The following is a 22229-nucleotide window of genomic DNA, read 5'->3' on the forward strand; positions in this document are numbered from 1 at the left end:
CAGTATTTATACCTGCTTTTGGTGCGCCTTTTACTTCCTAAATGGCTTCTTAAGATATTTATGCCATAGATCTGACAATATAAGTTTATTTAAGTTTGGGTCTTCCCAGTTACCCTCAAGTAGCTCTTTCAACTCATCAAAGAATTTTGGGATATGCATCCAATATGGAAATTGATGTTGCCTAATGTCCGATTCTTCTTGAAGTATATAGCTAAAACCCTTCCAATGGAGGGCGATATAATTTGAACAAATCTCGGCTGCAATAATCCAACGAATATTTCGATTTCGATCTAATGTGCGAGCTTCACCTATTCCAATATAGGAAGGGCTAGAGATCTTATGAACGCGGACGTACCATTTTTTATCACTCTTTTTGGCATTAATTGCACCGTACCATTTCTCTTCTCCAAAACTACTGAGCAGAAAGGCAGCATCTTCTAAGTCAGGTTCTTTTGAATGACTTCCCAATTTGAAGCTCAACCATGATTTCGGGCACTCTAGATATGCTAAGAGAATATCATTTGCTGAGATAGTCTTATTATCCAAAGCACGTTCAACTTCACTAACCAAATCATCCTTCGACTGATTAGTTTTTTTCGATGAAATTATTTTTTTTAAAGTAGTAGTAGTAAACTCTGGGCTAGACAAAAAATGACGGAGAAAATCTTTGTCTGAAAAACCTAGATCGATAAAAGCATCAATGCCCATAAGAGTTTAACTATCTTGTGTTAACTATAAATTATAATAATCGATCAATGATTATTGTAACATTTTTCCAAACCCCTTTTTTAGGGGCAAAATATAACTTTATGGTTTAAGTCGCATTTATGCTGAGCAATCTATACCGCCTGTATGTCCTACTATGACATGTATTACGGTATTAATAGGCTCAAATACATTATCTTTATTCCAAAACTAAAAATATCTGGCCGCGCCTGACATTCGGGCTGTCTTTGGTGTTAGATGACGCGCTCGCAATGGTTATGGCTTTAATGCGATCAACTATTGGCAGCTTAGATTTGGTAATGCGATCGCTCATTTGCTTCAGTCCAGGTACATCCGCTAATAATGCTGCCAAATCCAATTTTTCATTCAGATAAGCGTAGGTCTGGTAATTGCGAGGTAGCGTAGCGGCGATCGCTTTGGCATTCGATTTGTAATCGGAAGATTTGGGGTTAGCAGTCAATGCTGCTTCCATCGCATCGACGGAATTGGCAACCAGGACTAGATCTGGAGTCTGGCTGCGCACAGCCGCTACCGTTCCAGTTATGGCAGCAGGACTGGAAACTTTTTTGTCGGCTTTGCCGATCGCCGCACTGAGTCGAGTCCAAACCGTGAGTTCGCGTCCGTCAACCTCCAACTCACCTACGGTTAGTTTCGATTTACTGCGCGCGGAGTCGTCAAGTTGAGCGATCGCTGTCTTAGCGATCTCAGGATTAGTTTTTTGGACGGCAAATACCCAGTCGTTTGCTCGATCGGCTTGCGGTTGTAAGCTAATGGCATATTCGCCCCGCACCCAAGCAGAGATATCTTGCTCCAGGCTAAACCCTAGATGAGATGACACCAGAGCGATCGTCCGATCCAAGAGTGCCGTTAGTTCGGGATAGGGCTGTACGGCGGCATTAATCTGCTGCCAGGTTTGCTGCAAATCTCGCCCCACAATTACCGAACTGCCCACTGGGATAGACTGGGTAGCCTTGTTGTCTGTAGCACTAGAAGTACTCGCGGCGATCGCGGGTAAATTAGCCAGCGAATCTAGAGTCAAAAGCGTCTCCGCTTTCACGCCCAGCCGATCTAAGCCCAAGCCCAGAGTAATTGCGGCTTCAGGCAAGTTAGCTAAATTCGACGGGATAGAACCGCTGCCTGCCCCCCATTTGCCTAATTCTGCCAAATTGACAAATGCTACCCCAACGCGTGCTTCGGATAGCTGACCTACGCTCTTTTTGTAGTTGTTAAAGCTGGCAAGTGCCAGATCCGGTACCTGAATGTCGTTAATGGCATTGCGCATCGCTTTGGGATCGTTGGTTAACAGCACAAACTTGCCCAAAATGCCCGCCGTCAGTCCTGGACGCTTGGATGTAGGCGTGGCATAGATAAAAGGTACTCCCTGATATTGTTCGAAGGCTAGATCGATTCCAGCGATCGCCTGTTTTTGCCAGAATGCTTCCACAGATTTTTTTGCTACCCCTGGTTTATCGATCTCCAGTGCCAGCAGGTAACCCGGTTGCAAGCCATTCTCCGGTTGGCGATCCAGATCTGTGGTGGTGACAGCAAAAGTAACTTCATTCCCCAACCAGGGTTTGACATCGGCATCGTAATCCAGCGCCCACTCTTGCTTCACCAACCGCTTCAGATCGTCGATCTCGCGGCGGAGCGCGGCGCGATCGCCCGGTGGCGCTGCCAGTTTTGCAGATAAGCCCAGCTTATCGGGATTTACAAGGAAAGAGGCCACCAATGGCGATCGCTTGGGCAAGAACGTGGCGGCGATCGGCTGGACTGTGGCATCGCGCAACAGGTTGCCAGGGGACGCACTCAAAACCCTCGATACTGCCGTAATACTCAAGAGCAGCAATACAATTGCCGCCGCTGCAATACCGATAAAAACTGATTTTGCCTTCATAGAAAAACTGGGGAACAGCGCTTATCGTGACTAAGTCTACCGCCGATCGTGCAGGCTTTAGCTCAAATTATGTGGAAATTTACGTGGATTTGGGGTATGGGGGTTAGGGGTGGTTACTTGTAGGGGCAGTGCCTCCGTGCCTGCCCTCAACTAAATCGGTCTTAACCCGAGGACTAGATCGTAATGCCAGGTTATGAGATTTGCTATAGCATCAACTGCAAAGTATCTTGCCTAAGCAGTCTCTAAAGCTAGCTGCTGAAAGCTAACGACTATAGTTAGAATGAATGGGCTGAATTTAAGATCTACGTTCTATGGGCTATTTTCGTCCTGCTATTGATGCGATGTCTGGGTATGTTCCGGGAGAGCAGCCAAAATCTGGTGTTAAGGTAATTAAACTTAATACGAATGAAAACCCTTACCCACCTTCGCCTAAAGCGATGGCAGCGTTGCATCATGTGGAGCCGGATGCTTTGCGGCGCTATCCCGATCCGTTTGCGTGGCAGTTTTGTCAGGCCGTTAGCGATGAGTTGGGCGTGCCTGCGGACTGGGTCATCGTTGGCAATGGTAGCGATGATGTATTGAATGTATTGGTGCGAGCCTGTGCGGAGGGGCAGGAGCGACGGGTAGTATATCCCATGCCTACCTACGTTTTGTATCGCACTTTATCTGCCATGCAGCCCGCCGAAGTAGTTGAGGTACCCTACCCAGACAATTTCCAGTTACCGATCGCCGATCTCGTTGCAGCCAATGGGGCGATTACGTTTATTGCTTCGCCGAATAGTCCTTCGGGGCATACGGTGCCTTTGGACGATCTGCGGAAATTAGCTGGAAGCGTATCGGGAATCGTAGCGATCGACGAGGCCTATGTTGACTTTGCAGAATCCTCGGCATTGTCTTTGGTACGGGAATTTGAAAATGTAATCGTGTTGCGAACTTTATCGAAAGGTTATTCCCTGGCGGGATTGCGTTTGGGGTTTGGCGTGGCAAATCCGCAATTGCTGTCCGGTCTGTTTAAGGTGAAGGATAGTTACAATATCGATGCGATCGCGATCGCAGTGGGGACGGCAGCTATACGCGATCGCGACTATAAAAATACCTGCGCCGAGAAGGTCAAAGGATCGCGCGCTCAACTAACCGCTGATTTGCGCAAGTTGGGATTTAAGGTATTGGACTCCCATACGAATTTTGTATTGGCAACTCCACCACAGGGTAATGCCGAGTTTATATATCTGGCATTAAAGGATCGAGGGATTTTGGTGCGGTACTTTAAGGAAACAGGGTTGGAGGATAAGTTGAGAATTTCGGTTGGAACCGATGAGGAAAACCAAGCATTGATCGAGGCACTAGGCAGCATTTTGTGATGTCGATCGCTAAGTTTTTGCTATTTATTCAACGAGTTAATTGCCCAGCGTAGATAACCCTGGCTGACAGCAATGACAGGAACGGCAACGATTTCTGGTTCTGAATAGGGATGAAGCGATCGCAACCTTCCTTCCAGGGCAGCATAGTTGCTAAATAGAGTTTTGATCATCAGTAGATGTTCGGATTCCGTACATAGCTCTCCTTGCCAAAAATAGGTTGACGTAATTCCAGGTAAAATCTGTACGCAAGCAGCATGATGCTCGTCTACCAGGATACGAGCCAGGTGCTGTGCCGTACCCCGATCTGGCAATGTGGTCATCACTATAACTAGCTCGTTAGCATCTTGCATATTCTGGTACTTTTGTCTTGGCTAGAATAAGGGCAGTCACGCTAATTTTCGACTTGCCCAGAACAATACCAGATTTGCCCCACAAAATGAACCACGGCTATATCGATAATTTAACTAACCTGTGGTTTAATGGATTTTGCACGTCTTGGGCCTGTAGCTCAGTTGTATAGAGCAACCGCCTTCTAAGCGGTCGGTCATTGGTTAGAGTCCAATCAGGCCCGTTTTAAAAAACCTTGAAAAAATGCAAGGCATTTTTTCAAGGGGGTAAGCGTTTACTTCTTTTCAACGTTTTTTACCTGAGATGTAGACAGCTTGACTGACTCGGCTTCTAGCTGAGCTAGCTTTTGCTGCACCTGGGGCGAGTAAAGCCGCATGTAGTTCCAGTTATTCGCAAATACGCGATAGACATAGTCCCTCGTTTCGTCGAAGGGAATCGATTCTACAAATTCATCGGGATCGCCGATACCGCGACTCTTGACCCAGCGCCCGATCGCACCGGGGCCAGCGTTGTAACTCGCGATCGCCAGCATGGAATTATCGCCGAACTCTCGATGCGTGTAGTCAAAATACCAGGTTCCCATCTCGATATTATGCTCGGGATTTTTAAGCGAATAGTTTGATATGCCTTGCTTAGAAGCAATCCAGCGACCCGTATCCGGCATAATTTGCATCAAGCCCACCGCGCCGGATCGCGATAAGATCTCCGGCTCAAAGCGGGACTCCTGGCGAATTAACCCCATAACCAGCAGCGGTGGTAGGTTGCGCTGTCCTGCCCAGTTAGATATGGTGGAATAGTAGGGGAAAGGATACAATGCCTGCCAGAAAATGGGCTGCTTTTTGAGTTCGTTAATTTCTGCTTGTTCGGTAGCGGTAACGTCGAGCCAATTGAGACTGTCAGCTTTGGCAATACCGCGAATGTTGTCATTCACCCCAAGGCGCACGATCGCATCGGTAAGAATTTCCCTCGGGTTCTTCATTAACTGCCCCCGTATCGCAAACTGCCAGTAATCGCTAGCATCGCGATCCTGGCCGAGCATGTAGAGTTCCGACAAAGCTGGATTGCCTGCGGGTAGGGGACTGCGCGTGCTAGGACGGTTGAACGACGGCTGAATGCTGCGGGCTGTGGTAAAGTCACCCACCTGCAAGCCCAGTTGATTGGCCGATCGCCAGGCAAAGTAAGATTGAGGGTGCTTAGTTACGGCAAAGGTATACATCTGGCGAGCCGTAGCCCGATCGCCGAGTCGAGTTGCCCATTTCCCCGCCCAATAGGCAGCCTCCGGTGCCGTTTCGCTCTCTGGTTCGTTGGCTACGATGCGATTTACCCAAGTAATTGCCCGATCTAACTGCCCAGACCGAGCCTGGTGTTTGGCATAGCGCCAGGAAAGTTGAGCTGCTGCGTCGCTGCTGCCATAGTTATTGAGCAGTAAAGTTTGGGCATTGCTAGCTGCCTGAGCGTTACCCTGCTGTTGCAGGATATCCGCTTTTTTCAATAATGCTTCGCCCGCCGTGTTGGGATACTTTGCCACTACGATATCCGCAAACCTAATTGCCTCTTCTGGTCTGGAGAGATCGATCAGGCGAATCAGCGCCCTTGGTGCTTGGGGACTGTTGGGAAACTTTTGAAACACGCTGTGATAAGCGGCGATCGCCCGATCTTTCTGGCGATTGCGTTGGAAACTGCGCCCCAAGCGATAGGCAGTATAGGGATTGGAGGTGGCGCGGGCGTAGGCAAGACTGGCTTTGCCATACTCGGCATTGTCATAGTATCCCTCAGCGATCGCCCACCACCGATCGGGTGTAAGCACCACGCCCTTAAGACCGACCAGGCGATCTAACAAAGGCAAGATGCCCTTGTAGTCCCTAAAGTAAACCGCCATGCTAATTAGCAAATCAGGGCGATTGGGGCTCTTGCGCAATTCGGCTAGCAAGACATCCTGCGATCGCGGATGAGAAGGAAATTTTGACATTAACTGGGGAAATTGTCCCAGGGCATACAAAGCTTCGGCGGCGGCGGGACTATCGGGATACTGACTGAGAATTTGCTGCCAGACCGCCCTGGCTCCATTGAGATCCGACGATGCAGTTAGAGCCTGTGCCCGCTTCAGCAAGACATAATCAGCCAGCACGGGGTATTCCGTTTCCAAGCCCGCCAGTAATGGGATAGCCGCCTGAGGATTGCGATTAGCCAGATGCAGGTTGGCTAAAACATAGCGGGAGCGATTGCGTTCCGGCGATAGTTGTGTTGTTTGAGCTTGCGCCTGCAACTGCGCCAACTGTTGAGGTGGAGCTAAATTGGGTAAGAGGTCAAATGGGACAGAAGCAGAGTCGCGATCGCTAGCATCAATGGTAGCAGCCAGGAGGTTATTGGATTGGAAAGAGTTTCTAGCCGTAGTGTGATAGGTAGTAGCTCCGACTAGGGTAGTGCTGCAAGCCAGCACCAGCGACCAACGAGTTAATTGCTTCATCTGGAAATATCTGGATTAGTTGAGTGTGAGCGGGCGAGATACGAACAGAAACTATGAATGCACCCTATCGATCTAGGGCGTATTTTATCACCTCAGTCAATCTTATCGCCTATGCTTTCGACCAAATTTCGGGTGTAAAGTTGCCGTGCAAACCGTAGGGAACATGGTGTTTGAGATGCAGGGTGGCAACGGTTGGTGCTGTAATGTTTTGAGCATCCAGAATTACCACGTCAGAGCGATCGCTAGCGGCATCAAATACGATCGAGACTAACCAACCATCGTCTTCTGCCACCGCACCCGGACGAGGAATAAATACGGGTTCGCCCACAAACCCCCTAGGTGCAAAGCTATGCAGTTCTTGCTGACCTGTGTGCAGATCGACTTTGACAATTGCCTGGAGCGGTGCGTTCCCAGGTGTAGTGGGGGGCTGGGCGATCGCGCCCAGGTAAGCATATCGATACGGCTTTCCTACCAGCCGGGGGTTAATCGCGGGAAACTCGCAGGAACGTTCTACGATTAACTGGCGATCGACTTTACCGGAACGCAGATCGATATGAAAGCGCCAGAGTTGACCCGGAATTACGCGCTCGAAGTCAATTTCTTTGTAATTGGTATTCGGTTCGAGTTTGGGGTAGTCCCTGTAGCAAATGGAGTCAAGTATTACTGCATCATCCTGCTCGAAGGCATTGCAATGGTGAAAGATAAAACAGGGATCGGTAGTAAAGGTGCGGAGCTTGCCGTTGCGATCGAATAAGAGAATTTGGGTAGGTGTATTGGGTTTCAAATCTAAGCAAGCCCCCGCTGTTTTCATCCCGAATAGGAAGCCAAGGGGCTGAAACTCTACAGGATTCTGGGAAAAGATGCGGTAGTTGGGCGTGTAAGCGAAGTCGTGGAGAAAGCAAAATCCCGCTACCTTCTGCTGAAACTGCTCTGTCAAAACGCCATCAGGATCGATGCGATAAACCGAAATTTTGGACTTTGGCCCCGATTCAACTCCAAAGCCCCATAGATCGCCAGTCTCGGGATCGAGTTTGGGATGGGCTGTAAATACTTGACCGGTTTTTAGTACACCATTAAAACTCTCAATCCCTATGGTTTCTAGCGTGGCGGGATCGAGTTGGTAGGGGCGGCTGGCCTCCCATAAAGCTAGGAGCTTCTTAGCATGGTAGATTGCATTGGTATTGGCAATATTTTTGAATCGCAGGTCAAATATATTCTGCAACCAGCCACCTGGCTTCTGCGTGCCAAATACCCCCCGATACAAAATCCGTCCAGCCTCTTGTTCGGCTAAAAATTCCGGTGTTTTCACAAAACTGTTGGCAAAGTGGGCGCGCCCGTTGGCCAACGTAATGGCGCAGACCATGCCATCCCCATCAAATGGATGACCGTAAGCTTGCCCATTCACGTCTAATAACCCTGGCCCATTGCGGAATAAGGTGCCAACCAGATTTTGGGGAATCGCACCATCGACATGCTCTATCCAGTACGAATTTTCCGTCCTTAAGGATTCATAGCCCTTTTGCCAGTCAGATTTTGAGAAAGTAGGGGTTACAGCCTGCACCATAAACTTAAATTTAAAGATAAGTAAATTTTGATTACATTTAGTTACGCCTACCTACACTATAAGGGAGACCCCCTGAAATGCAAGCAACTAATTAGTAATACGAAGTAGCGTTGCGGGCAGATCTGACTAAATTTAACTACACCAACATCAATTTTTTTTGAGGAATGCAAAGTTTAATTAATTTAAATTGAGGGTAAATACTCAGCGTCCCCAATTCGGCATAGGATATTGGCAAACAAAAGCATACTAAATAGCCTAAAGAAATTTATGACAAATTTATTCCTGCTTGCCAGCGTTCCTGCAACACCCACCTGGTCAGTTAGTGTGGGTTTAGTTATGATCGTCTGCAACCTGGTTGCCGTCTCCATCGGTCGCTATGCCATTCAGCAGAAGGGCGTTGGGCCTGCACTGCCAGCAGAAATGCCTGGTATGTTCCAAGGCTTTGGCGTACCGGAGTTACTCGCAACGGCAAGCTTTGGTCATATCCTGGGTGCTGGCATGATTTTGGGCCTTTCCCAAGCGGGCTTGCTCTAGATCTAAAAGTCCAGGTTCTGGTAACTAGAAAATCTTAAGAAACCTCTGTAAGAAGGTACTCCTGAAGGCAATAGCGTCATGCTATTGCCTTCAGTGTTTAAGATTGCCTGGCGACTGGAAGTCGCGGCTACACAAACAAAGTCTACCTGCATAGACTCCAGGAAAAGGGGGGTAGCAAACCAGGATTTGGGATCAAACGTGAACCTGGCTGAGAATAGCACCCAGGCGATCGTAGTCATCCTTAAGCAAAATGCTGAGGTTGCGACCCGCACCGACCAGCCACTCGCGATCGCACCCTCTCGCTTGGTAAACATCCCTCAAAACGGCTGCTACTAACTCATCTACTGGCGCTCCGCTTAGCTGCGTGAGGGTACGTAGAAAATATAGTTCTTCTGTAAATTCTTCGATTTCTTTAATATTGCAGGTATATACCGCCTGATGGATCTGTGGGGGGCGAGAGGGAAGGTGCTGGTAAACGCGATCGCCAACGACAAACCCCACAAGTGCCACCCTTATCTCGGTTTTGAGCATGGCAAAAATCTGCGGCTGCTGCTCTCTTAGCTCGGTCAAAGATAAGCCCAATGCCCTTGCTCTATGTACCGAGTCAATGGGAGCAGTTGTAGCGTGGTAAACCACACCATAGGTTACTCCAGTATTTTCTTCTTCGTTAATCGATTTCACCCAACTGCCGAAAGCTGGCATGGTTGGGAAATTGAGTCCCTCCGGTTCCAAGCACTGAGCCATAAATTCAGCCGTCGAAGTTTCGACTACCTCAGCAATGCGATCGGGGTTAAGATTTGGGGCAGCATATTGGGGAAGTGGTAGGCGCATATTTTTGAGTGATGGGTGATGGGCGATGGCGCAGGGGTTTAGCATTTGTTGAGAGCGATCGCGTTTGACGCAAAGATTATCGGACAAATGCTAAACCCTTACGGGTGATGGGAGTTGGGGGGAAAAGTACGATCGCGTACGTCAGTGCAGTAATGCTCTACAGCTTTGGAGATCGATGCGCGTAAGTCAACGTATTTGCGGGCGAAAGGTGGCTGCCAATCCGATAAGCCCAGCAAATCGTGGGTAACCAGAACCTGACCGTCGCAGCCGCTTCCTGCACCAATTCCTATTGTAGGAATAGTCAGTGCTTTGGTAATGCGATCGCCGAGAGCAGCGGGTATATTCTCCAACAAAACCGCAAATACTCCAGCTTCTGCCAGCGCTTGCGCTTGCTGGAAAATCTGCTCTGCTGTTTTCGGATCTTTGCCTTGAGGACGGTAGCCCAATTGATGGACGGACTGTGGCGTTAAGCCCAGGTGTCCCATGACTGGAATGCCCGCATGCACTAGCTTCGCGATCGTATTCACAAGATCCCGATAGCCTCCTTCTACCTTAATCCCTTGCGCATTTGTCTCTTTTAGCACTCGCCCTGCTGCATGTAGTGCCTGTTCGGGACTGCACTGGTAACTCAAAAATGGCAGATCCACTAGCAGTAAGGCACGATCCACACCGCGTCCGACCGCCTTGGCGTGGTGAATCATTTCATCTAACGTGACTGGCAATGTGGTTTTATGTCCCAGTGCCACCATTGCCAGCGAGTCACCCACAAGGATAACGTCTACCCCAGCCGCATCAAGTATTTTAGCGATTGCATACTCCGTCGCCGTCAGCACTGCGATCGCTCTGCCTTCCTTTTTCCATGTTTGTAGTTGGGCAACGGTTACTGCCATAATGTAAACTTTATTAAAGATTTCAAAAGTCAATCAATATCAAACTAGAACATTAAATATGCAAGTTGGTCAAAAAGTTCGCATTCGTGGTTTCCAAGATAAAGGCGCTCCTGAGTTTGCCAATAAAGTGGGAGAGGTTGGAATAATTAAAGAACCTAAGATTGTTGATGGTGGCAAAATGGGCTATATCGTCGCATTCAACGATAATGCGTCCACCTGGTTTTTTCAAGACGAACTAGAAGAAGTTTGGGCTTAATGGCCGATCTCAATCGCCAGGATATCATTCGCGGCATGATGGCTGAGGTAGATGGTCTCAGCCATCGCATGGCCGCCGCCAGTTTAGAGGCAGCGATCTCTTGCATTTCTCAAGCCTTAATCGAACATCAGTCAGTTACAATCAGCGACTTTGGTAAATTTGGCGTACGACAGCGTCGCGCGCGTCAGGGCATGCATCCCCACACCCACGCTCCCATCCAAATCCCCTCGGTCGCAGTACCTTACTTTTCCCCCAGCCCCGCATTGAAACAGCAAGTGAAGCATGGCTCTAATCCTGACATTTCTCGGTAAAGGTGGCGTAGGTAAGACCACGGTAGCGATCGCGGCAGCTAGATCTTTTGCACGGCAGGGCAAGCGCGTATTGTTGGTCGGTCAGCAGGCAGGGCCGAGCCTGAGCCAGATGCTGGGAGTCGATCTAGACTGCGATGCCAAAGAGGTAATGACGGGATTTAATGCCGTGCATCTAGAATCGACGACGCTTCTGGAGCGCTACTGGGAAAAGATGAAAAACTTGGAAAGCCAGTACCTGCGCACGCCATTTTTTAAAGAAGTTTACGGGCAAGAACTGGGGATATTACCTGGCATGGATACGGCGCTCGGTTTGAGTTTTCTGCGCGAGCGCGATGCGGAAGGTAAATACGACGTGCTGATTTACGATGGCATCGGCGATCTGATTGCGCTGCGCATGTTAGGGATGCCGGAAATTTTGGGATGGTATTTGCGGCGCTTTCGTCTAGTGCTGACTGGTTCGGCGATCGGGCAAGCTTTATCTCCATTTGTAGAGCCAATTTTGCGGAGCGTCCTTCAGGTTTCGGCTACAGAAGACATTACGCAGCAAGCGGGGCAAATGACGGATGTGTTGTCTAGAGGGCAGCAAGCTGTCAGCAATCCCGATCGCGTGGCTGCCTACCTGGTTACTACTAGCGATGCGATCGCCATTAGTACGGCAAAGTATATGTGGGGCAGCGCCCAGCAGGTGGGTCTGACCGTGGGTGGCGTATTCGCGCGGGGGCACGTAGCAGCGGATGAGTTTGCGCCGTTGCCAGTGGAAGCGATCGCCGAAAACCTCACTGAATTAGCGATTCCAATGGCAGCTAACCTCGCACCCGCCCCGATGGCAATTGATGTCAGTACCCGTCAAGTGAGGCTATTTTTACCCACATTTGACAAACGCCAGGTTAAACTAATCCAGTCGGGGCCAGAAGTTACGATCGAAGCTGGCGATCAGAGACGCAATATTTTTCTGCCACCGGAGCTAGTTGGAAAGCAAGCTACAGGTGCTAAATTTCAAGATAGCTATCTAATCATTTCTTTTGGCTAGCCACGGTTAGTTAAACTTCTATATAGCGATCGTAAATCATTTACGAACGGGGTGCAGGGGTAGAACCCCTGCGTGGGGCTGTGCCCCAACATCCCCCTTTTTCAAAAATCATTTACGATCGCTATAGAATAACTGGTTCTTTCCAGTAGGTGAACAGCATGGTTACAGTTCTAAAACAGCCATTAGCAATTCCGCCGTTAGAAAATGGAGATCGTCTATCTCGGTCTGAATTTGAGCGGCGCTACCAGGCAATGGTCAACATCAAAAAAGCCGAACTGATTGAAGGAGTTACCTACATGGCATCGCCGTTGAGGTTGAGAAGTCATGGCGAACCGCATGGCTTATTAACTACTTGGCTCGGAACCTACAAGGCGTTTACTGTAGGTGCGATTTTAGGAATCGAACCTACAGTAAGATTGGATCGCGACAATGAGCCACAACCAGATGCGGTGCTATTCATTCCCGGTCGGCAAGCCGTAATTGATGCCGATGATTACATTACCGGCGCGCCGGAACTTGTGGTAGAGGTGGCAGCTAGCAGCGTGGCGATCGATCTACATGATAAAAAGCGGGCGTATCGACGCTGTGGCGTACAGGAATACATTGTATGGCGCACGTTGGACGGGGAACTGGACTGGTTTGTGCTAGAAGCAGACGATTACGTGACTTTACCAACCGACGAACAGGGCATTTGCCGCAGTCGAGTATTTCCAGGTTTGTGGTTAGCGGTAGCAGCATTGCTTTCTGGCGATCTCGCAACCGTGCTATCGGTATTGCAAACTGGATTATCGACACCGGAGTATCGGGAATTTGTCGAACATTTATAGGAAACCGCATGGAACCACAGCAAACTATTGAAAGTCGTCTGCCGCCAATTACACCCAACGATCCGGTGCAATGGATGCGAGCCAATTTGTTTAGTAGTTGGTTTAATAGCATCCTGACAGTACTGTGCTTGCTGTTTATCTACAAGGTCGCTACTGGTGCTTGGGTATGGGCAACTGGTACCGCCCAATGGGAGGTATTAAGCGTTAATCTCTACCAATTTTTTATTGGGCGCTATCCGATCGATCAAGCTGCCAGGCTTTGGGGTGTAACGACTTTATTATCTCTGCTTTCAGGTTTATCCTGGGGCATTTGGGGTAGGTTCAGCCGTGGAGTGGCCATATTCGTCGGTGCTGTACCCGTGGCGCTGTTGGCATTGCTGCCGATCGCTCTCATGGACAAAGTATGGATTTTAGCGATCGGTGCCACGGTATTTGCTGGTTTCTTTGCAGGACAAAAACTCAAACCTGTTGTTGGGAATTGGCTATTTGCAATCTGGCTGCTGTCATTTCCATTACTAATTTGGTTAATTGGTGGTGGTATTGGGCTGAGGGTGGTTCCAGATAATCTATGGAATGGTTTACTATTAACCGTTTTGATGGCTGTGGGTGGTATTTTTCTCTCCTTCCCGTTGGGAGTATTGTTGGCGTTGGGCAGACAAAGCACGATGCCCATATTTCGCTGGTTCAGCACGATCTACATCGAGGTGGTGCGCGGCTTGCCCCTGATCGGTATTTTGTTCATGGCACAGGTGATGTTTCCGTTGCTGTTGCCGCCAGGGGTAGAAGTATCGCGAGTCATCCGTGCCGTGATGGGATTTGTCCTGTTTAGCGCTGCCTATCTCGCCGAAAACGTACGCGGCGGCCTGCAAGCGATTCCACGCGGACAAATAGAAGCAGCAAAGGCGTTGGGTTTAAATGTGGTGCAGACAGTGTTGCTGATTGTTTTGCCGCAGGCACTAAAAGCAGTAATTCCGGCGATCGTCGGTCAGTTTATCGGTTTGTTTAAGGATACTTCTCTAGTTGCGATCGTCGGTCTGGTAGATTTGATGGGAGTTTGCCGCACGATTCTGGCACAACCCGACTACATCGGCAGATATGCGGAAGTGTATCTATTTGCTGCTTTAATCTACTGGATTTTCTGTTACTCTATGTCCTTGGGTAGCCGCAAACTAGAGAAATCCCTCGCATCTAGTTCCTAGGGCTAGCAGACAGGTACGAGGCGCTGCCCCTACAATTATCGGTTATTATAGGGATAATTGGTGCGAGTTTGGAATCAATTTAGATTCTTCTCACATGTTTGGAAGATATAATGCAAGCCTCCTAGCAGCACGGGTGGGTCGCCCAAGGAGTAAACCGAGGACTCAAAGACCTGACCGTCCAAGCTGAGTTTGTAAAACATCCAACTTTGAGCATTTGTGATAATCCCCATAATATCGATCTCTTTGCCTATTTGACGATTTCCCCACTGACATGCCTGCATTTCCACCAGACACTGCGCTAAGCCTTGCTCGAAGTCGTCTTTCTTGGCTTCCACAATGCAAGCAAAAGGAGCTTCCAAGTAATCTTTCTTCGCGGCAATCAGGTAGTCAGCATTACCAATCAGCACGTCGCTTTCTAATCTAGCACCCTTCCAAATCTTGAGACTATGAATATCTTCCATTGCCTCCTCGCAAAAAGCGTCGATTAGCAATTTCTTCGACTCTTCATAACTGCGCAAGTCAAAATGTCGCTGTAGCCTGTCTAATCTTTGCTTAAAGAAATCACTCGGCGCGATCGCTTTACTTTCAAATACCCAGGGCACCAAAGTAGTTATGCCTAGTTGTTTATACGCTGCGATCGCGTTAAAACTAGAGAAGTTTTTCTTTTTGGATTTTGGTATTTTTACAGCTTTCACGACTGCCTCCTGCTAATTTTATTTACTCAGCAGCAAACTCTGGGCGGGCTTGCGCCATAAAGCGGCGCTGGCAGCTCAGTTCCGGTTGGTCGGGTTGGGGGTGGCGCTGGATGTAGGTACCATCTGGTTGCATATCCCATGCCTGACGATTATCGGCAAGAGTGATATCCAAAATCTGCTTGAGTTCTTGAATTAGTTTCGGCTCCTCAATTGGTGCGATCACTTCCACGCGGGCATCCAAGTTGCGCGGCATCCAGTCAGCGCTGCCAATGAACATTTCTTCCTCACCGCCATTGCTGAAGTAAAAAATACGGGAATGTTCCAGAAATCTCCCAATCACGCTCATAACTCGGATATTATCGCTGATACCTTCTACACCAGGACGCAGACAACAGATACCGCGCACGATCAGATCGACTTTAACTCCAGTTTGCGAAGCTTTGTAGAGCCAAGCAATTAGTTCGGGATCGACGAGGGAATTCATCTTGGCGATAATATAAGAAGCGTAGCCATTTTGTTGATGCTGAATCTCGCGATCGATTAGATGGGCAAAGCACTTGCGCATATTTACAGGGGCAACCATCAGCTTCCGATATTCGCTTTGACGAGAATACCCAGTAAGATAGTTAAATAATTCAGTTAAGTCCGCACCCAAATCTTCGCGACAACTGAGCAGGCCGAGATCGCTATAAAATCTGGCAGTTTTAGAATTGTAATTGCCGGTACCGATGTGAAAATATCGTATTAAGCGCTCTCCTTCTTGTCTCACCACCAGCGCAGTTTTTGTGTGGGTTTTGAGATTCCTTAAACCATAAACCACATGCACGCCTGCATTCTCCAGCTTGCGCGCCCAGACAATGTTATTGGCTTCATCAAACCTGGCTTTTAGTTCCACCAGTACGGCGACCTGCTTGCCGTTCTCCGCCGCTGCAATCAGAGCATGAACGATGGGGGAATCGCCGGACGTGCGGTAGAGAGTCTGCTTAATAGCCAGCACATCTGGATCGTGGGCAGCTTGGGTGATAAATTTCTCAACCGTATTGGTAAAGGAATGATAGGGATGGTGTATTAAAAAGTCTCCCTCATGGCGAATAATGTCGAAGATCGTGCGCTCGTCATCTTCCGCTTCATAGGTTTTGATATTTGGATGGCTGACCGATCGCCAGGGCTTATCTTTCAGTTGTGGTAGAGGCAGGTTGGCAAGGGCGATTAGATCGCCTAAATCCAGTAGACCTTCAATATCATATACATCTTCTTCCTCAATACCCAATCTATGCATGAGGTCGGCGCGAATGGAGGCCGGTGCTGATGCCGTGATTTCCATCCGTACTATCGGTCCAAACTTTTGTTTGCGCAACTCGGCTTGCAATACCGAGATCAGATCGTCCGCTTCTTCTTCTTCGATATCTAACTCCGCATCGCGAGTGATGCGAAATGGATAGTATTCTAAAATGGTCATCCCTGGGAATAGGGCTTCCAGGTTGTGCGCGATCGCTTGCTCCAGTGGGATAAATGTATGTCCTGGTGCATCTGGAATGGGGACAAATCGAGGCAGAAGATGGGGCACCTTGACGCGGGCGAAATGCTTTTCATCGGTGTGCTCATCGTAAACAACTACTGCAAGACTAAGGCTGAGATTGGAAATATAGGGGAATGGATGTCCGGGGTCAACTGCTAGTGGGGTAAGGACAGGGAAAAGCTGACTTTGAAAGTATTCCTTTAGGTGCTTTTCGTGCTTAGCACTCAGATCGCTATAGTCAAGGATATGAATATCTGCTTGCTTGAGCTCGACGCGAAGTTGTTGTTCAAAACTAACGTGTTGCTGTTTAACGAGGGGTAGTAGGGCAGTGCGAATCGCCTTGAGTTGTGCGGGTAAGGTAAGTCCATCATCTGTGAGGATGTCCAGGCCATCAGCAATCTTCTTTTTGGCGCGGGATACCCGCACCATAAAAAACTCATCCAGGTTAGTACTAAAAATTGAGAAAAATTTAACTCGTTCCAACAGAGGCGTACGAGGGTCAAGTCCTTCACTTAAAACTCTTTGATTAAATGCAATCCAACTTAACTCGCGATTGAATAGATGCGAGGGATTAACTTGTTGGTTTAACAGAATCGTTCCTTTAGGCTTGGCAACAGTTCTTCTAGCTCTGGGCATTGATACCTTCTTGGGAATAGAGATAAAGGTTTGCACAAATTTGTACGGGTATTATACTCTAAGCTATTAGCAGCCGTTAGTCAGTATTGCAGGACTCAACCTCTTTTACTAAATCCGGGGTGTGTGGCGATCGCTGCTTGAATGCGCCTGTAGCGAGGTAGTGGTATACAAGTAAGGATCGAAGTGGGGTTGTAGGGAATGCGCACCTGCTTGGGGGCTTGCACCCACCCCCCAATCGTTAAATATCCTTACTTCTTCAGGACTACCAAAAATACATAGTCACCTGAAAGGCAGTAGGCAAAGAGTAAAAACATGAAACATCTCTGGTACTTAGTCCAAAATATCCTGGGTGTAATCTTTCGCCATCCTATTACAGGGGCAAGCATTATTTCCCTCATGCCTGACGGACGTATAGTGCTGATTAAAAGAATTGACAGCGGTCAGTGGGGGCTGCCGGGAGGTATGGTGAATTGGGGTGAGGATATCGCTACTGCCGTGCAACGAGAGTTGCGCGAGGAAACAGGGCTGGAAGTAGTGAAAATTTCCAGATTGGTGGGGGTTTACTCATCGCCAGAGCGCGATCCGAGAATTCACTCCATCTGCGTCGTGGTAGAAGCCCAGGTGACAGGGGAGATGGTGGTAGGCGATCGCCATGAAGTTGCTGACGTGCAGGCATTTACAGCGGACTCTCTGCCACTGGGCAACCTTGCCCACGATCACGATCGCCAATTACAGGATTACTTCTCGAACAAAACCACCTTGGCCTGATCGTCTGCCATTTTGTCCGTGCTTTGACACCTCTACCAAATTTGCCAGGTTGGTTCGCTAGGCACAAAGTTCAGGGCTGGCACGGAGGCACAGCCCCTACAAATACTTACGCATAACCTGGGGCTGCTATACTCGTAGGTAATCATTAACTTATATAAAGAAAATTATAAGAACATGTTTGATGTCTTGATCGTAGGGGCGGGCATGGTTGGTGCTAGCCTGGCCTGCGCTCTGGGAGACAAAAATAATCCAGGTAACCGCAGCCTCAAGGTTGGTATTATTGAAGCGCGTTCCGATCTACTCCAGGGGCAGTTTGGTGCAGATGGTCGTGCCAGCGCGATCGCGCTGGGATCGAGTTATATTTGGCAAAACATCGGCGTTTGGGATGCTATGTATCGCCGTGGCGTTACGCCGATGCACTGCGTTCAGGTATCTGATGGCGATTATCCGCACAAAGTAAAGCTTCTGCGCGAGGACGTGGGTAAAGAAGCACTGGGCTACATTGTGGAGAATCGAGTCACACAGGAGTCTCTGTGGGAGTTTATGCGTGAATGCAGCAATATTGAGTGGATCTGCCCCGCCAAGATTAAAAACATCTCATGGGTAGATGCAGACGGGTCGGCTAATTTAGGGAATGTGGGAGTGCAGCTACCAGCACAGGATTCCGCCCCTGCGACTCATCTTCAACAATCAATTCAGGTGCAAATTAATTCGGATATTGGCGATCGATGGCTGAGTGCCAAGTTACTAGTTGCTGCCGATGGAGGTCGCTCGATCGTGCGCCAGTTGGCAGGAATTCCCACTAGCGAGAGGCTTTACAACCAGACCTGCATAGTCGTTACGGTCAAGCATGAATATCCCCACTGTAATACTGCCTACGAGAGATTCCAGAGCAGCGGGCCATTTGCCATTTTGCCCCTGAGCGGCGATCGCTCCTGCATCGTCTGGACGGCTACCAGTGCTGAAGCTCCGGTATTAATGGCTCTCGATGAAGTCGAATTTATGCGCGAGCTGTCAAAAAAATTTGGCGGACATCTGGGCAAACTGACACTGGAAACTAGATACACAGAGCGGGCAACCTACGTGCCCCGCTGGATGCACGCTCAGACCTATATTCAACCGCGCTTGGCACTAATTGGCGATGCTGCCCATACCACTCACCCCGTAGCCGGACAGGGCATGAATTTGGGTATCCGCGATGTTAGTGCGATCGCGGAAATCTTACTCGATGCTTACCATAAAGGCGAAGATATTGGCTCTACGAACGTACTGACGAGCTATCAGACCCGTCGCCGCCTGGATAACCTGGGAGTAATTACGGTTACGGATCTGACCAATCGCCTCTTTTCCAATCAATTCATTCTATTCAAATGGATGCGGCGGGTCGGCTTAGCAATCTTGACAGTGAAGCCATTTAAGCAACTATTGATGTATTTTATGATGGGTTTAGCGAGCAGGGAACCGCATCTATCAGTAACATTGAAGAACAACAATTAAAGATTCGGTCCAAGCGATCGCTAATCCATATAAATCTCCTAAAGACCTGCGATCTCACCATTCCCTTCAATTACTTCGCCAATATGATAAGCAGGAATATCTCGTTGCTCGAACCAAGCTATTGTTCCATCCCGTTGCGATGGAGCTACGATCGCTACCATCCCAATTCCCATGTTAAAGGTATTGAACATTTCGGCTCGAGCGACATTTCCCTGCTCTGCCAACCAAGTGAAAATCGGCAAGACATCCCAACTATTGGGCATTATCTGCACGGATTTACCTTCACCCAAACAGCGAGGCAGGTTTTCAGGAATGCCTCCACCCGTAATGTGGGCCAGGGCATGGATATCCAGCCCCGCTCGTATAGCATCCAGAACGGGACGCACGTAGATGCGTGTAGGAGTCAGTAGAACTTCGCCCAAACTTAGATCGGCGGTTGCCGCAGAGAGATTAGGGCGATCGCTCCAGTTCCAACCCTCATCGGCAACAATCTTGCGGACTAAACTAAATCCGTTGCTATGCACGCCAGAGCTGGCTAACCCGATCGCAGCATCGCCAATCTCTACCTGCCTGCCGTTGAGGATGCGATCTTTCTCGACAATGCCAACGCAGAAACCTGCGAGATCGTATTCACCATCATCATAGAATCCAGGCATCTCAGCCGTTTCTCCACCAATTAGGGCGCAGCCTGCCATTTCACAGCCGCTAGCAATTCCTTTGACTACTTCAGTTAGTTGGTCGGGATTCAGCTTGCCCGTTGCCAGATAATCCAAAAAGAATAAGGGTTCGGCTCCAGATGTTAAAACGTCGTTTACGCACATGGCGACGAGATCGATACCTACCGTATCGTGGCGATCGCAGATCTGGGCTAGCTTCAGTTTAGTGCCAACGCCATCGGTACCAGATACCAGGACTGGTTGCCGATAACCCGTGGGAAGTTCAAATAGACCGCCAAAGCCGCCCAAATTCCCCATAACGCCCGGTCTGCGCGTGCGATCCACCAGAGCGCGAATCTGCTCTACAAATGTCCGACCTGCTTCAATATCAACGCCTGCTTGCCGATAATCCACTGAACCTATTTCCTAGCTCTTTCCTAATTCTTCTGCTCGCCGCGTTGCAGCCACAACCGCATCAATAAGTCCAGACCGCACTCCCGATCGCTCTAGCTGGGCAATTCCCGCGATCGTCGTACCACCTGGACTCGTCACCCGATCTTTTAACTCTGCCGGGTGCAAACCTGACGTAGAAATAAGTTGGGCTGTACCTAAAACTGTTTGTATAGCTAGCTTTGTGGCGATCGCTCGCGGTAGACCCGCTGCCACACCACCATCTGCCAATGCCTCAATCACGATTGACACGTAGCCCGGACCCGAACCAGACAGCCCCGTAACGGCATTCATCAGCGACTCGGGCAATTCCACTACCTCACCAATTGCCGAAAAAATTGCGATCGCTATTTCCCGATGAGACCGATCGGCTGATGCTCCCATTGCTAGAGCGGTAACCCCGGCTCCGACTTGGGCTGGAGTATTAGGCATCGCTCTGATTATAGCTTTCGATATAATTGCAGATTCTAACTGTGCGAGAGTTACACCAGCTAATATAGATATAACTAGAGGCACGGAAGTAGACGACAAACCCTCAACTGCCTGCGCGCATATTTGAGGTTTAACCGCTAATATCGCCACTTCACCCACTGATGCTAAAGCATTAACATCAGTTACTCGAACGCCATATTGCTTGGCAATGTAGTTGCGTCGATCTGGTTGAGGGTCGCTGACGCAAATCTCTTGAGCCGAGTAAACTCCCTTAGATAGCACTCCTGAGAGAATCGCTTCTCCCATTACGCCACCACCAATTATGCCCAAACGAATTGTCAATTATGCCTCTATCTTCCAGATATGTAACTTGCCATGCCTAAGTTAGACTAATTAAATGACATTTCATTTACTACTAGTTGATGTTTACCGCGCACGTTTACCGTACAAATTTATTGTGCAAAACGAGCGATCGGGGCTTCCGTCGACCAGGCTGGGGCTGGGGCGGTCGGACGAGTTACTCTAGCTGGCTGAGGAACGACAACTGGTTCTGCCACTGTCGCTTGGGTAACCACCTGCACGCAAGATGGAGCAAACAAAAAGATGCTATCGCCAATTCTTTCTTGATGACCGTCGATCGCATAGGTACCGCCAGCCACAAAATCTACTGCTCTCTGGGCTTGATCCGGTTCCATCATCGTCAAATTCAAGACTACAGACTTGCGTTCGCGCAGGGCTTGAATTGCCTGGGGCATCTCTTCAAAACTGCGAGGTTCCATTAATATAACTTGGGCGGCTCCGTTACTAGCTCCGGGCATTCCAATTACATTACTCATACTTTCCATATTTCCTCTGGATGTGCTGGGTATCAGTCTATCTCTATTGCGACGCGGTTGTGCAGTTTCTTCTTCAACAGCTACAGAAGAATTTTCCTCTTGATAGATGTTTTGATAGTCGTTGCTGCTATCAACTTCGTCATACTCATAATCATACTCTTGCTGCTCTGAAAGACCAACGAAATCTTTGAGCTTACCGAAGATTCCCATTACTGTAACTCCTGAATAACTCCTCGTGGGACATTTTTTGAAATCACAAAACTCAGAAATACCTAGATATTTAAGGTTTTGTTAATAGTTGAAATCAATAGAAAACAAACTGCGCTACGTCTAAACTCCCTAAACGTAACTTGTCAAAAGCTAATTGATGTGAGTCAAAAACTTTACCCGCTGAATCTAACCGATCTTCCTAAAAAAAGCTAGACCTTGGGAAATTTTTTTTGGAAATATTTGTAAAGCTGAATTAGTCTAATAATCAGCTATTTTTTAACAAGGGTAACGG

The 22229-nt window shown here is 48.6% G+C and carries 21 protein-coding genes and 1 tRNA gene; 10 read left to right on the forward strand and 12 right to left on the reverse strand.

Features of this window, described 5'->3' with window-relative positions:
• Window positions 1–30: 30 nt before the first annotated feature.
• Together PSE6802_RS29025 and PSE6802_RS0114535 are read right to left on the reverse strand one after the other, a co-directional pair.
• On the reverse strand, window positions 31–708 hold the full coding sequence (locus PSE6802_RS29025; protein WP_019500788.1) for a hypothetical protein: 678 nt from the start codon (window positions 706–708) through the stop codon (window positions 31–33).
• 196 nt (window positions 709–904) lie between these two features.
• Window positions 905–2620: a DUF3352 domain-containing protein gene (locus PSE6802_RS0114535; protein WP_019500789.1), complete on the reverse strand. Its 1716-nt coding sequence runs from the start codon at window positions 2618–2620 to the stop codon at window positions 905–907.
• A gap of 311 nt (window positions 2621–2931) precedes the next feature.
• On the opposite strand from PSE6802_RS0114535, the gene hisC reads away from it, so the two are divergent.
• Window positions 2932–3981: a histidinol-phosphate transaminase gene (hisC, locus tag PSE6802_RS0114540; protein WP_019500790.1), complete on the forward strand. Its 1050-nt coding sequence runs from the start codon at window positions 2932–2934 to the stop codon at window positions 3979–3981.
• Between the two features lie 20 nt (window positions 3982–4001).
• Here hisC and cutA read toward each other — a convergent pair whose 3' ends face one another.
• Window positions 4002–4331: a divalent-cation tolerance protein CutA gene (cutA, locus tag PSE6802_RS0114545; RefSeq protein WP_019500791.1), complete on the reverse strand. Its 330-nt coding sequence runs from the start codon at window positions 4329–4331 to the stop codon at window positions 4002–4004.
• A gap of 147 nt (window positions 4332–4478) precedes the next feature.
• Here cutA and PSE6802_RS0114550 point away from each other — a divergent pair.
• Window positions 4479–4552: transfer RNA gene (locus tag PSE6802_RS0114550), tRNA-Arg, on the forward strand.
• Window positions 4553–4603: 51 nt separating this feature from the next.
• Here the strand turns inward: PSE6802_RS0114550 and PSE6802_RS0114555 are convergent.
• Complete coding sequence (locus tag PSE6802_RS0114555; protein WP_019500792.1) at window positions 4604–6796, reverse strand: lytic transglycosylase domain-containing protein; 2193 nt, start codon at window positions 6794–6796, stop codon at window positions 4604–4606.
• Between the two features lie 109 nt (window positions 6797–6905).
• On the reverse strand, window positions 6906–8360 hold the full coding sequence (locus PSE6802_RS0114560; RefSeq protein ID WP_019500793.1) for a carotenoid oxygenase family protein: 1455 nt from the start codon (window positions 8358–8360) through the stop codon (window positions 6906–6908).
• Window positions 8361–8627: 267 nt separating this feature from the next.
• Here PSE6802_RS0114560 and psaK point away from each other — a divergent pair, with 267 nt between their 5' ends.
• Window positions 8628–8894 (forward strand): photosystem I reaction center subunit PsaK, encoded by a 267-nt coding sequence (psaK, locus tag PSE6802_RS0114565; RefSeq protein WP_019500794.1) that lies wholly within the window; start codon window positions 8628–8630, stop codon window positions 8892–8894.
• A gap of 192 nt (window positions 8895–9086) precedes the next feature.
• Here the strand turns inward: psaK and PSE6802_RS0114570 are convergent, their stop codons facing one another.
• Both PSE6802_RS0114570 and panB read right to left on the reverse strand, forming a co-directional pair.
• Window positions 9087–9725, reverse strand: coding sequence for an HAS-barrel domain-containing protein (locus tag PSE6802_RS0114570; RefSeq protein ID WP_026103313.1), 639 nt, complete (start codon window positions 9723–9725; stop codon window positions 9087–9089).
• Window positions 9726–9823: 98 nt separating this feature from the next.
• A complete protein-coding gene (panB, locus tag PSE6802_RS0114575; protein WP_026103314.1) occupies window positions 9824–10615 on the reverse strand; it encodes a 3-methyl-2-oxobutanoate hydroxymethyltransferase in 792 nt (263 codons plus the stop codon).
• A gap of 58 nt (window positions 10616–10673) precedes the next feature.
• Between panB and petP the strand changes: the two genes are divergently transcribed.
• The 5 genes from petP (at window position 10674) to PSE6802_RS0114600 (ending at window position 14238) form a co-directional block, all read left to right on the forward strand.
• Window positions 10674–10871: a cytochrome b6f subunit PetP gene (gene petP / locus PSE6802_RS0114580; protein ID WP_019500797.1), complete on the forward strand. Its 198-nt coding sequence runs from the start codon at window positions 10674–10676 to the stop codon at window positions 10869–10871.
• Entirely contained in the window at window positions 10871–11182 is a 312-nt protein-coding gene (locus tag PSE6802_RS0114585) for an HU family DNA-binding protein (RefSeq protein ID WP_019500798.1), read from the forward strand. The genes petP and PSE6802_RS0114585 overlap by 1 nt, the downstream gene beginning before the upstream one ends.
• Window positions 11154–12212: a Get3/ArsA fold putative tail anchor-mediating ATPase NosAFP gene (locus tag PSE6802_RS0114590; protein WP_019500799.1), complete on the forward strand. Its 1059-nt coding sequence runs from the start codon at window positions 11154–11156 to the stop codon at window positions 12210–12212. Before PSE6802_RS0114585 ends, PSE6802_RS0114590 begins: the two co-directional genes overlap by 29 nt.
• Before the next feature lie 158 nt (window positions 12213–12370).
• Window positions 12371–13039, forward strand: a complete 669-nt coding sequence (locus PSE6802_RS0114595) for a Uma2 family endonuclease (protein WP_019500800.1) — start codon at window positions 12371–12373, stop codon at window positions 13037–13039.
• 8 nt (window positions 13040–13047) lie between these two features.
• Window positions 13048–14238, forward strand: coding sequence for an amino acid ABC transporter permease (locus tag PSE6802_RS0114600; protein WP_019500801.1), 1191 nt, complete (start codon window positions 13048–13050; stop codon window positions 14236–14238).
• Between the two features lie 74 nt (window positions 14239–14312).
• Here the strand turns inward: PSE6802_RS0114600 and PSE6802_RS0114605 are convergent, their stop codons facing one another.
• Window positions 14313–14933 (reverse strand): hypothetical protein, encoded by a 621-nt coding sequence (locus PSE6802_RS0114605; protein ID WP_019500802.1) that lies wholly within the window; start codon window positions 14931–14933, stop codon window positions 14313–14315.
• A 22-nt stretch (window positions 14934–14955) separates the two neighbouring features.
• Window positions 14956–17088 (reverse strand): polyphosphate kinase 1, encoded by a 2133-nt coding sequence (gene ppk1, locus PSE6802_RS0114610; RefSeq protein WP_019500803.1) that lies wholly within the window; start codon window positions 17086–17088, stop codon window positions 14956–14958.
• 312 nt (window positions 17089–17400) lie between these two features.
• Here ppk1 and PSE6802_RS0114615 point away from each other — a divergent pair, with 312 nt between their 5' ends.
• Entirely contained in the window at window positions 17401–17856 is a 456-nt protein-coding gene (locus tag PSE6802_RS0114615; protein WP_019500804.1) for an NUDIX hydrolase, read from the forward strand.
• Window positions 17857–18030: 174 nt separating this feature from the next.
• Window positions 18031–19353 carry an FAD-dependent monooxygenase gene (locus PSE6802_RS0114620; protein WP_019500805.1) on the forward strand — a complete coding sequence of 441 codons (1323 nt, stop codon included), beginning with the start codon at window positions 18031–18033 and terminating at the stop codon, window positions 19351–19353.
• A gap of 38 nt (window positions 19354–19391) precedes the next feature.
• Here PSE6802_RS0114620 and purM read toward each other — a convergent pair whose 3' ends face one another.
• The 3 genes from purM to PSE6802_RS0114635 all read right to left on the reverse strand — a co-directional run bounded on the left by purM (window position 19392) and on the right by PSE6802_RS0114635 (window position 21937).
• The gene (gene purM / locus PSE6802_RS0114625; RefSeq protein WP_019500806.1) at window positions 19392–20423 is read right to left on the reverse strand and encodes a phosphoribosylformylglycinamidine cyclo-ligase; all 1032 of its coding nucleotides are present in this window, start codon (window positions 20421–20423) and stop codon (window positions 19392–19394) included.
• Window positions 20424–20435: 12 nt separating this feature from the next.
• Window positions 20436–21233, reverse strand: coding sequence for a pyrroline-5-carboxylate reductase (gene proC / locus PSE6802_RS0114630; RefSeq protein WP_026103316.1), 798 nt, complete (start codon window positions 21231–21233; stop codon window positions 20436–20438).
• 110 nt (window positions 21234–21343) lie between these two features.
• The gene (locus PSE6802_RS0114635; RefSeq protein WP_019500808.1) at window positions 21344–21937 is read right to left on the reverse strand and encodes a cell division protein SepF; all 594 of its coding nucleotides are present in this window, start codon (window positions 21935–21937) and stop codon (window positions 21344–21346) included.
• Window positions 21938–22229: the final 292 nt, after the last annotated feature.

Source organism: Pseudanabaena sp. PCC 6802 (assembly GCF_000332175.1).
Taxonomy (GTDB): Bacteria; Cyanobacteriota; Cyanobacteriia; order Pseudanabaenales; family Pseudanabaenaceae; genus PCC-6802.